Source organism: Vibrio sp. 10N.286.51.C3 (genome assembly GCF_003050065.1).
In the GTDB taxonomy this organism is placed as follows: domain Bacteria; phylum Pseudomonadota; class Gammaproteobacteria; order Enterobacterales; family Vibrionaceae; genus Vibrio; species Vibrio crassostreae.
The window spans coordinates 70,498-80,398 of the sequence record NZ_PIGC01000023.1 but is presented as its reverse complement, the minus strand read 5'-3'; the positions used below and the strand labels follow the sequence as shown (position 1 = coordinate 80,398).

The following is a 9,901-nucleotide window of genomic DNA, read 5'->3' as shown; positions in this document are numbered from 1 at the left end:
GCATATCTTGACGCGAGAGGCCCGAAGGTCCCCCTCTTTGGCCCGTAGGCATTATGCGGTATTAGCCATCGTTTCCAATGGTTATCCCCCACATCAAGGCAATTTCCTAGGCATTACTCACCCGTCCGCCGCTCGACGCCCATTAACGCACCCGAAGGATTGTTAGTGTCGTTTCCGCTCGACTTGCATGTGTTAGGCCTGCCGCCAGCGTTCAATCTGAGCCATGATCAAACTCTTCAATTTAAGATTTTGTGACTCAACGAATACTGACTTCAAAACTAATATTCATTCGCTCTTTTCGAAAAAGGAACGTGAACATGTAATTCTAAAGCTATTACCATTCCAACAGAATGATAATGAATTGACTGTGCCGAATAACTACAAGTAGTTAAACGTATTGGTCACTCAGTTCATTGAAATCAATTTTGTTACCGAAGTAACTGCTATTACCTAAGTAATAACGTTTTGATATTCATCAACGAGTGCCCACACAGATTGATAGGTTTAAATTGTTAAAGAGCTTTTCCTTTTTGAGCTTCGCTCAAATCGGACGGCCATTTTAGCGATTTAAGTTTTAGTGTCAACCACTATTTTCAAAACTTTTTTCAAGCGCTTAGCTTGGCTAATTTGACCTGCTGATTCGTTTTGGTTTCTTACGAAGCCTTCCCGTTTCAACGAGGTCGCATTATAGAGATTTCGATCACACTGGCAAGCCCTTTTTGAAGTTTTTCTTACTTTTTTGATTGTTCGAGCGTTTTTTGTTCAAAACACGCCATTTTCACTAGTATTCCTCTTAATTAAGGGCTTAAGGTGCCTATATAAAGGAGGATTTATGAGTTCAATACGCAGTTATAAAGGTATATCACCTCAGATCGGGCGAGACGTCTATATAGATACAAGTTCGGTACTGGTTGGTGATATCAAAATCGGTGACGACTCTAGCGTGTGGCCTTTGGTTGCAGCTCGAGGAGATGTAAACCACATTCATATTGGAGATAGAACGAATATCCAAGACGGCAGCGTTTTGCACGTCACCCATAAGAATGCAGAAAACCCTGAGGGTTATCCTCTATTAATAGGTAATGATGTCACTATCGGACATAAAGTAATGCTGCATGGCTGCACAATTGAAGATCGTGTACTTGTTGGCATGGGAGCTATCGTGTTGGATGGCGTGATTATCAAACAAGAAGTCATGATTGGTGCTGGTAGCTTAGTGCCGCCTAATAAGGTACTTGAAAGCGGTTACCTATATGTAGGAAGCCCAGTAAAACAAGCACGCCCATTAAATGATAAAGAGCGTGCCTTTTTACAGAAGTCCGCTGACAACTATGTTCAGAATAAAAACGACTATCTAGACTCTGTACTTCCAGTCTAAAGCGCTTTGATCTGAATCCGATTAGAGGAGTCATACTCCTCTTCTTCTATTAACTCTTCCGCTAGCTCTTCAATATCGAAACGTAACTCAGAAAAGATAACTAAAGCTTGATCGCCCTCTTTTATCTCTTTACCTGCCAATCGTGATAATTCTTCAATAGACATGACACATTCAATCAATGCGCCCGACTGTTGTGCAGGGAAGGTGATTGTTTGATTCTCTTCATTCCAATCTTGGATATCTGGAAATAGAATTGATTGATTCATTTTTTTATAAATACCTCATTACATCTCTAGGTTTTTACGTAATTCTCTTAAAATCTGTTTTGTTCCCGGACGAAGGCCACGCCAAAGCATAAAGCTCTCTGCAGCCTGCCCCACTAACATACCCAAACCATCATAAGCAGCATGAACACCGTTATCTAACGCCCACTGATTAAATACTGTCGTTCCAGATCCGTAGACCATGTCATAAACGGCGCTGTTTGTATTAAAGATTACATCGGAAACTTCAGGGAGCTGACCGCTTAGACCTGATGAGGTCGAGTTAATAATGACATCAAAGCCATCATTAACATCACTTAGCCCCATACCTTTGATATTTCCATGCGACGAAAACATCTCAGCCAATAGTTCTGCTTTTGAACTGGTTCGGTTAGCGATCACCAACTGTTGTGGCTTTTGGTCGAGAAGAGGTTGAATCACTCCTCTCGCAGCACCACCAGCGCCAAGAAGAAGAATACGTGCCCCCTTTAGCGTCACTTGATGTTGAAGCAGGTCTTGAACTAAACCCTCACCATCGGTGTTATCACCAATGATCTCTCCGTCATCTAACTTCTTAAGGGTATTTACGGCACCGGCTAGCTCAGCCCTCTCAGTTAGGCGATTGGCAAACTGATAGGCATCTTCTTTAAAAGGCGCTGTGACATTACATCCTCGACCACCTTCGCTGAAAAAGGATTTGGCAGCAGTGATAAATTCACCATGCTCTGGCTGCAGTGCTGTATAGGTAAGTTGTTGGCTGGTTTGGCGAGCAAATAATGTGTGAATGAATGGCGATTTGCTTTGCCCAATAGGGTTACCGAAAACGGCATAACGATCTACTTGCTGTGTCATATCCTTACCTAACAGAAATAAAAAAGGTCATCTATATAGATGACCCTATCACTATCCCTATAAGGAAGGAAGAACTACCAAACTCGAGGCTTTAGGTAGTCGCTATAAAGCAGAGCTTCCGGTGAACCCGCTTGTGGTTCGTAGCGGTATTCCCAACGAGCCAATGGCGGCATAGACATCAATATAGACTCTGTGCGCCCACCGCTTTGCAGACCAAATAAGGTGCCACGGTCATACACGAGGTTAAATTCAACATAGCGACCACGACGATAAAGTTGGAAGTCACGCTCGCGCTCACCGTAAGACGTCTCTTTGCGTCGTTCTACAATGGGTAAATAAGCGGCTGCAAAACCTTCACCGACCGCCTGCATATAAGCAAAGCTCTTTTCAAAGCCCCACTCATTCAGATCATCAAAGAACAGACCACCAACACCACGAGTTTCGTCTCGGTGAGGCAGATAGAAGTACTTGTCACACCATTCCTTGTGTTCTTGATAAACGTCATCACCAAATGGTGCACACAGGTCTTTAGCGGTTTGATGCCAATACTGGCAATCTTCGTCGAAAGGATAGAATGGTGTTAAATCAAAACCACCACCGAACCACCAGATAGGGTCTTCCCCTTCCTTTTCGGCAATAAAGAATCGTACGTTGGCGTGTGAGGTTGGGATATAAGGGTTTTTAGGGTGGATAACTAACGATACACCCATCGCTTCGAACTTACGCCCGGCTAATTCAGGGCGGTGAGCGGTTGCTGACGCTGGCATTGCCTTACCTGCAACGTGAGAAAAGTTAACACCACCTTGCTCAAAGACCGCACCATCAGTCATCACACGAGTACGACCTCCTCCTCCGAGGCGTTCGCCAGGTTCGCGCTCCCATGCATCTTCTTCAAATAGTGCACTACCATCAGCTTGTTCAAGCTGATGGCAAATCGAATCTTGTAGGTTCAGTAAAAACTGCTTTACTGCTTCTTTATCAATTGCTGACATTTTACTTTCCTTTGCAGGGTTTAACCCTGTCTTAATATTTTCGACGTTTTTGCATCTCTAATTTCGCTTGGCTTGTCACGACCACCCGTTTGACCTTCGAGAATAGCCACCAAATGTTGGCCGAGTTGCTGCTGAACTTCTTCAGTCGTCATACAAGGCGGTTCGCCCGTCAGGTTAGCACTGGTAGAGGTTAACGGCTTACCGAATTCATTACACATTCTTTGAACCAAAGGGTGATCCGTCACTCGCACAGCGATTGAATCAAACTGACCACTCACCCAGTCTGTCACCTTAGCACTGGTTGGCATAATCCAAGTTACCGGGCCTGGCCATGTGGCTTTTACTGTCGTCAGCTGCTCTTCCGTCAATTGGCTTTCATCTATGTAAGGTAACAGTTGCTCGTAGCTTGCAGCTATTAAGATCAAGCCCTTTTCAACCGGGCGCTGTTTTAACTCGAGTAATTTCTGGATGGCTTGTGGATTATCTGGATCACAACCGACCCCAAAAACGCCTTCGGTCGGGTAAGCAATGACTTCACCTTGTTGCAATGCCTGCAAAGTATGTTGAAAGTTATCCACGGGTTGCCTCATTAATTCAGTTATCTAACTCACTAAGTGTACAAATTATCATTCACTGTGACTAAAGCTATTTGTTTATAAAATGTATCAATTAACAACTTAGACTGACGCAAACGTTTTCCTTGGGCAATTTTACCCGTATAATGCGCGCAAAATATCTAATCACTAATTAAATCGTACCTGAAGGAGTTTGAGATGACTGTCGGTATTATCATGGGTTCTAAATCTGATTGGCCAACAATGAAGCTAGCTGCAGAAATGTTGGATCAGTTTGGCGTGGCGTACGAAACAAAAGTGGTTTCTGCTCACCGCACACCTCAGTTGCTTGCAGACTACGCAACCAGTGCGAAAGAGCGTGGTATTAAAGTGATTATTGCTGGCGCTGGCGGTGCAGCTCACCTACCAGGCATGGCAGCTGCCTTCACAAGCGTACCTGTTCTTGGTGTTCCAGTTCAATCTAAAGCATTGAAAGGCATGGACTCGCTACTTTCTATCGTGCAAATGCCAAAAGGTATCGCGGTAGGTACTCTGGCTATCGGTGAAGCTGGTGCAGCGAACGCTGGTATCCTAGCAGCGCAAATAATTGGTACACACAATGAAGATGTGATGGCAAAAGTAGAAGCGTTCCGCTCTGAGCAAACAGAAACGGTACTTGCAAATCCAAACCCTGCAGAGGACTAATTCCCATGCATGTTCTTGTGTTAGGCGCGGGCCAACTTGCTCGCATGATGTCCCTAGCTGGGGCACCGCTGAATATTGAAATTTCTGCTTTTGATGTTGGCAGCAAAAATATTGTTCACCCATTAACGCAAGCGATTCTAGGCAACGGCTTAGAAAATGCGATAGATCGCGCGGACGTCATTACTGCTGAGTTCGAACACATCCCTCATGATGTGCTTGAGGTATGTGAGCGCAGCGGTAAGTTCTTACCGACAACAGAAGCAATCAAAGCTGGCGGTGACCGTCGCCTTGAAAAAGCGCTGTTAGACGAAGCGAACGTGAAGAATGCTAAATACTACGTGATCAACTCTCGCGAAGACTTTGACGCAGCGATCGCTCACGTTGGCTTACCAATGGTATTGAAGAGTACACTTGGCGGCTACGATGGTAAAGGCCAGTGGCGCTTAAAGGCATTAGACAATGTTGACGTAACTTGGGCAGAAATGGCTGAGTGCATTGCCGCAACAGACAACCAAGCGATTGTGGCTGAAGAGTTTGTTCCGTTTGACCGCGAAGTATCACTGGTTGGTGCTCGTGGTACCAATGGCGAGATTCAAGTGTATCCACTGGCTGAAAATGTTCACACCGACGGCGTATTGAGCTTATCGACAGCGATTGATGACATTGAACTGCAAGAGCAAGCGAAAACCATGTTCACTGCCATTGCTGAACGCTTAGATTACGTTGGTGTACTCGCGCTAGAGTTCTTTGATGTTCAAGGTTCACTGCTGGTTAACGAGATTGCACCACGTGTTCATAACTCTGGCCACTGGACACAGCAAGGCGCTGAAACTTGTCAGTTTGAAAACCACCTGCGTGCCGTGTGTGGGATGCCACTAGGTAGCACCAAGCTGATTCGTCCAACCGCAATGATCAACATTCTTGGTGAAGATACTCTACCTGAGGCTATTCTGGCTCAAGGCGGCTGTCATGTTCACTGGTATGGTAAAGAGAAGCGTGCAGGTCGTAAGATGGGCCACATTAATGTGAGCGCTGATTACAACGCAGAACTGCAAAGAGCGTTGTGCTCATTGTCTGATATTCTTGATCAGCAAGCCTACCCTGCTGTGCATGAGTTTGCTGAGCAGATGAAGTAAGCCTACATTGGTTTATTGATATAAAAAGTTCATTGGATATAGAAACGGCGCTCATTGAGCGCCGTTTTTTTGTTTCTGGTCATTCACTTACTGTGATTAACATGACTACTGAGATTGAATGTGATGACACTTGCGATCAGCACATTGCTTCTTAGTGCCACTGGCTGTTTTCTTCTCAAGTAACAACGGGAACTGGCACTCTTCACAACGACCTATAACTGGTGGCTGATTAACGGCGAACTTACACTTAGGGTAGTTATCACACGCATAAAAAGTTTTACCATAGCGAGATTTACGCTCAACCAAGTGGCCTCGACCACACTCAGGGCAGGCAACAAGTGGCTGTTCTTCAGGTTGTTCTTTCGGTTGATCCAAAGATTCGATGTGATTACACGTTGGGTAACAACTACAACCAATGAACATCCCAAAGCGCCCCTGCCTTAATACCAATTCGTTTTGGCACTTAGGACACGGAACGCCTAGCTCTTTCACCACATGACCATCATTTTGATGAAGAGGCTTGATGTAATCACAGCTCGGATACTGCTTACAGCCTAAAAATGGGCCGTGCTTACCATGGCGAAGCTGAAGCTCCCCACCACACTGCGGACATGGTTCATGCTCTAACGCATGTTCATGTGCTGAAAAAAGCTGATTATCAATCTTACTACTCATGACAAGCCTGTATTAATGCAAGATGCCTTGCTCTTTGGTGTACAACAGCTCTTCCATTTGCGTGTAAGCACTTTCATTACCCGGCACATTAAATAGCACCATTAAGATAATCCATTTCAGATCATCCAATTCAAATTCGTTGGTCTCAAGCCCCATCACACGATCAATAACCATTTCACGAATCTCTGTCGTGAGCACGTTGATCTGCTCTAGGAACAGTAAGAAACCTCGACACTCCATATTAATACGCGATACCTCTCGACTGGTGTAAACACGCATCGAGGTATTGGAGCACATAGTAATCGCCGCTTGGTTGTCGGTATCTTGCAGTGCAGCAAGATCTTCTAACCAATGGAGGGCCTTATAAATATCGTCTTGGTGAAACCCTGCTCGAAGAAGCTCATCTTCCAGCTCATCTTGATCCACCTGCAATTCAGAATCGCTATGGATGTAGGTTTCAAACAAGTACATCAGTATGTCCATCATCATAGCTAGCCTCTCCCCTTTCGAATATAGCCACCGGAAACTGCAACAACATGCCCTGAGAGCTCAAGCTCTAAAAGCTGCATCATGACCTCATGCACAGGTATATGGGTTCTCTGTGCCAAAATATCAACGGGTGTCGCCTCTAATCCTACGTTAGCTAACAGCTGTGGAAATGGCAATTGTTCATTTTCACTCTTGTTCGGCGTAGGTTCGAACAAACTGGGCTGCTGATCTATAGACCAGTCTAACAGACTCTTTATTTCAATTAGAACATCTTGAGCGCTCTGTACCAAACATGCTCCTGCCTTAATTAGACTGTTGCCTCCGCGACTGGTTGGGTTATGAATCGAACCGGGAAGCGCAAACACTTCGCGACCTTGCTCCATCGCATAACGCGCCGTAATCAAAGAACCGCTTTTCTCGGCCGCCTCAACGACGAGAGTCCCCAAAGACAATCCACTTATAATACGGTTACGCCGTGGGAAATGTTCAGGTCGAGGTTTAGCGTTTGGGCGGAATTCTGAAATCAACGCACCATTTTCACAGATCCTCTCCGCGAGATTTCGGTGTCGCGCAGGATAAATGGAATCCAAGCCAGAGCCCAACACAGCAAAAGTTTCCCCTCCTTTATCTAGAGCACCATCATGAGCATAGCCATCGATACCGAGCGCTAAACCACTGGTGACAATCAAGCCGTTTTGGACAAACTCTTTAGCGAAGGACTTCGCAGTTTGCAGCCCTTCGAGACTGGCGTTACGACTACCGACCATCGCGATTTGAGGCTCAATCAGTTTTTCAACATGACCTTTAACGAAAAGCACACTTGGTGCGGAGGCTGTCTCGTTCAGCAGTTTGGGATAATGAGGACAATTAGGGGTAATGATGTGATGGTTGGTCTGACTCGCTTGCCACGCCAGGCAAGCCTCCACTTCTTTAGGGGCTTGCTGTCTTAAGTAGGAGATTTGCTTGGCTGACAAACCAATCGCTTGCAGCTGTTGGCTGGAGTAACCAACAATATTCGATGGGGAATCAATGCTCAGCAGTCGAGAAAGGCGCTTGCCACCCAACTGCGGAACAAAACTTAAAGTTAACCAAGCACTCAGTTGTTGCTCATTCACTCGGTGCCCTTAACCTCTTCCGTCAACGCAAGATCCAAAGGCGATACCGCCAGAATGTCATTACTAACCGGCTTGGAGCTTTGAGTGATCAACGCCAAACTAAAATACTCGTAAGGGCGAATGACCATCAAACTACCCAGTGACGTACTTGGCAATTGCACCTTATCGCTCGCCGCTGATTCTTTATAGCTGTATTCACCTTGCTTACCAAACACCACAGCCCCGCTCTCGCTAAGGGTGAACATAGAGCCCTGGCGAAGGTTGTCCTGCGAGCCTTTGTTGATAACAACGACCTGATTCTTTGCGCTGTATTGGCTGCCATCCAATGAACCCAAGATATTGGCAAACTGACCCGCCGCACTAGGCGCTGGATAAAATGTGGTTGAGAGCTTCACCTGATCAACACCAAGCTCTGGCAACACAAGATCGTTAAGCAGTACTTCTTGCAGCTGAGTCTCTATCTGTAAGCTACTGAACTCAGCGTCCACTTCTTTTAAGCGTGCCGTGGCGACCAAACGCAACGAGGTCATACTCGCTTGAGGTTGCTGTCGCTGGTAGGTTTCAACGGCGCGGTAGATACCCCACTTTTGATGTTGTTGGTTGCCCGAGATAAACAACCGGTCTTCACCCGATAAGAATCTCTTACCATCACTGGTCCCTAACACTCGTTGAACCGATTGAATATCTTGCTGTTCAACCAAGCGATCAGATTGCAGATAAGGCAGAACCAGCCCCTCATTGACGGTTGGCACCGCTTTCTTCTCTGATACACGAATCTTAGGGCTTAGCTTAATGACGGGTTTGAGGCTCAAGACAGGCTCGCCATTAATCCAAACCAGCGACAATTTATCTCCGGGGTAAATAAGGTGAGGATTTTCTATCTCAGGGTTTACCTGCCATAACCTCGGCCACAGCCATGGACTATCGAGGTACATCGCAGAGATATCCCACAAAGTATCGCCCTTCACCACCACATACGCTTCGGGTGCTCCTTGTTTAATGGTTAAAGGTTGTTCACTATTTTCAGCCATAGTGGCGAACGAAAGCGAGGCACAAATAAGAGATAAAGCGGGGAAAAAATGACGCATGACCTAGGTTCCTTGGTCTGAATATATGACATCTGATTAGAGAATTACCTTCAGGATGCTGTCATTTGACCTCTAAAATGTCTAGAATTGAGCCAACAAGGTTTAAGCTGTTTCGGCACAGTTCAATATTTCGAGTGTATATGTCTGTATTACAAGTATTAACATTACCAGATGATCGCCTACGTACCGTGGCGAAACCGGTAAAAGAAGTTACCCCAGAGATTCAAAAGTTCGTTGATGACATGATTGAAACCATGTACGACGAAGAAGGTATCGGCCTTGCTGCAACGCAAGTAGATTTCCACCAACGCATCGTTGTTATCGATATTTCAGAAACACGTGACGAGCCTATGGTTCTGATCAACCCTGAAATTACCGACAAACGTGGCGAAGATGGTATCGAAGAAGGCTGTCTATCTGTACCAGGCGCTCGAGCTCTAGTACCTCGCGCTGCAGAAGTAACGGTTAAAGCTTTAGACCGTGAAGGCAACGAATTCACATTCGACGCTGACGACCTTCTGGCTATCTGTGTTCAGCACGAACTTGACCACCTAGAAGGCAAGTTGTTTGTTGATTACCTATCGCCACTAAAGCGCAAACGTATTCAAGATAAGCTAGCGAAGATTAAACGTTTCAACGAGAAACAAGGTTAAT

The 9,901-nt window shown here is 45.6% G+C and carries 12 protein-coding genes and 1 rRNA gene; 4 read left to right on the top strand and 9 right to left on the bottom strand.

The window, feature by feature from the left end:
* Positions 1-243 (bottom strand): 16S ribosomal RNA (locus tag CWO27_RS20680); the annotation flags it as partial.
* A gap of 589 nt (positions 244-832) precedes the next feature.
* Here CWO27_RS20680 and CWO27_RS20675 point away from each other — a divergent pair.
* A complete protein-coding gene (locus CWO27_RS20675) occupies positions 833-1,378 on the top strand; it encodes a gamma carbonic anhydrase family protein (protein WP_102432371.1) in 546 nt (181 codons plus the stop codon).
* On the opposite strand, the gene CWO27_RS20670 is transcribed toward CWO27_RS20675, so the two are convergent.
* From CWO27_RS20670 to CWO27_RS20655, 4 genes are all read right to left on the bottom strand, one after another.
* The gene (locus CWO27_RS20670; RefSeq protein WP_102432372.1) at positions 1,375-1,644 is read right to left on the bottom strand and encodes a DUF1488 domain-containing protein; all 270 of its coding nucleotides are present in this window, start codon (positions 1,642-1,644) and stop codon (positions 1,375-1,377) included. The genes CWO27_RS20675 and CWO27_RS20670 overlap by 4 nt on opposite strands.
* Before the next feature lie 18 nt (positions 1,645-1,662).
* On the bottom strand, positions 1,663-2,493 hold the full coding sequence (aroE, locus tag CWO27_RS20665) for a shikimate dehydrogenase (protein WP_102432373.1): 831 nt from the start codon (positions 2,491-2,493) through the stop codon (positions 1,663-1,665).
* 74 nt (positions 2,494-2,567) lie between these two features.
* A complete protein-coding gene (hemF, locus tag CWO27_RS20660) occupies positions 2,568-3,485 on the bottom strand; it encodes an oxygen-dependent coproporphyrinogen oxidase (RefSeq protein ID WP_102432374.1) in 918 nt (305 codons plus the stop codon).
* Positions 3,486-3,505: 20 nt separating this feature from the next.
* Positions 3,506-4,063, bottom strand: coding sequence for an L-threonylcarbamoyladenylate synthase (locus CWO27_RS20655; protein ID WP_102432375.1), 558 nt, complete (start codon positions 4,061-4,063; stop codon positions 3,506-3,508).
* 195 nt (positions 4,064-4,258) lie between these two features.
* On the opposite strand from CWO27_RS20655, the gene purE reads away from it, so the two are divergent.
* Together purE and CWO27_RS20645 are read left to right on the top strand one after the other, a co-directional pair.
* The gene (gene purE / locus CWO27_RS20650) at positions 4,259-4,744 is read left to right on the top strand and encodes a 5-(carboxyamino)imidazole ribonucleotide mutase (protein ID WP_017073863.1); all 486 of its coding nucleotides are present in this window, start codon (positions 4,259-4,261) and stop codon (positions 4,742-4,744) included.
* Positions 4,745-4,749: 5 nt separating this feature from the next.
* On the top strand, positions 4,750-5,880 hold the full coding sequence (locus CWO27_RS20645) for a 5-(carboxyamino)imidazole ribonucleotide synthase (protein WP_102432376.1): 1,131 nt from the start codon (positions 4,750-4,752) through the stop codon (positions 5,878-5,880).
* A 105-nt stretch (positions 5,881-5,985) separates the two neighbouring features.
* Here the strand turns inward: CWO27_RS20645 and CWO27_RS20640 are convergent, their stop codons facing one another.
* From CWO27_RS20640 to CWO27_RS20625, 4 genes are read right to left on the bottom strand one after another with little or no spacing between them, the layout of a single operon-like run.
* The gene (locus CWO27_RS20640; RefSeq protein WP_107899442.1) at positions 5,986-6,555 is read right to left on the bottom strand and encodes a DNA topoisomerase family protein; all 570 of its coding nucleotides are present in this window, start codon (positions 6,553-6,555) and stop codon (positions 5,986-5,988) included.
* Between the two features lie 12 nt (positions 6,556-6,567).
* Entirely contained in the window at positions 6,568-7,044 is a 477-nt protein-coding gene (locus CWO27_RS20635) for a DUF494 family protein (protein WP_048657837.1), read from the bottom strand.
* Between the two features lie 2 nt (positions 7,045-7,046).
* Positions 7,047-8,159 (bottom strand): DNA-processing protein DprA, encoded by a 1,113-nt coding sequence (gene dprA / locus CWO27_RS20630; RefSeq protein WP_048657836.1) that lies wholly within the window; start codon positions 8,157-8,159, stop codon positions 7,047-7,049.
* Positions 8,156-9,247, bottom strand: coding sequence for a LysM peptidoglycan-binding domain-containing protein (locus tag CWO27_RS20625; protein ID WP_107899441.1), 1,092 nt, complete (start codon positions 9,245-9,247; stop codon positions 8,156-8,158). Before CWO27_RS20625 ends, dprA begins: the two co-directional genes overlap by 4 nt.
* A 140-nt stretch (positions 9,248-9,387) precedes the next feature.
* Here CWO27_RS20625 and def point away from each other — a divergent pair, with 140 nt between their 5' ends.
* Positions 9,388-9,900: a peptide deformylase gene (def, locus tag CWO27_RS20620; RefSeq protein WP_004735769.1), complete on the top strand. Its 513-nt coding sequence runs from the start codon at positions 9,388-9,390 to the stop codon at positions 9,898-9,900.
* The last annotated feature ends 1 nt before the right edge of the window (position 9,901 follow it).

What these genes read in the sequence shown, in the direction of transcription:
- purE (WP_017073863.1), top strand. Translation starts at nt 4,259, where the DNA reads ATGACTGTCGGTATTATCATGGGTTCTAAATCTGATTGGCCAACAATG.
- CWO27_RS20675 (WP_102432371.1), top strand. Translation starts at nt 833, where the DNA reads ATGAGTTCAATACGCAGTTATAAAGGTATATCACCTCAGATCGGGCGA.
- CWO27_RS20635 (WP_048657837.1), bottom strand. Translation starts at nt 7,044, where the DNA reads ATGATGATGGACATACTGATGTACTTGTTTGAAACCTACATCCATAGC.
- CWO27_RS20645 (WP_102432376.1), top strand. Translation starts at nt 4,750, where the DNA reads ATGCATGTTCTTGTGTTAGGCGCGGGCCAACTTGCTCGCATGATGTCC.
- aroE (WP_102432373.1), bottom strand. Translation starts at nt 2,493, where the DNA reads ATGACACAGCAAGTAGATCGTTATGCCGTTTTCGGTAACCCTATTGGG.
- CWO27_RS20640 (WP_107899442.1), bottom strand. Translation starts at nt 6,555, where the DNA reads ATGAGTAGTAAGATTGATAATCAGCTTTTTTCAGCACATGAACATGCG.
- def (WP_004735769.1), top strand. Translation starts at nt 9,388, where the DNA reads ATGTCTGTATTACAAGTATTAACATTACCAGATGATCGCCTACGTACC.
- CWO27_RS20670 (WP_102432372.1), bottom strand. Translation starts at nt 1,644, where the DNA reads ATGAATCAATCAATTCTATTTCCAGATATCCAAGATTGGAATGAAGAG.
- hemF (WP_102432374.1), bottom strand. Translation starts at nt 3,485, where the DNA reads ATGTCAGCAATTGATAAAGAAGCAGTAAAGCAGTTTTTACTGAACCTA.
- CWO27_RS20625 (WP_107899441.1), bottom strand. Translation starts at nt 9,247, where the DNA reads ATGCGTCATTTTTTCCCCGCTTTATCTCTTATTTGTGCCTCGCTTTCG.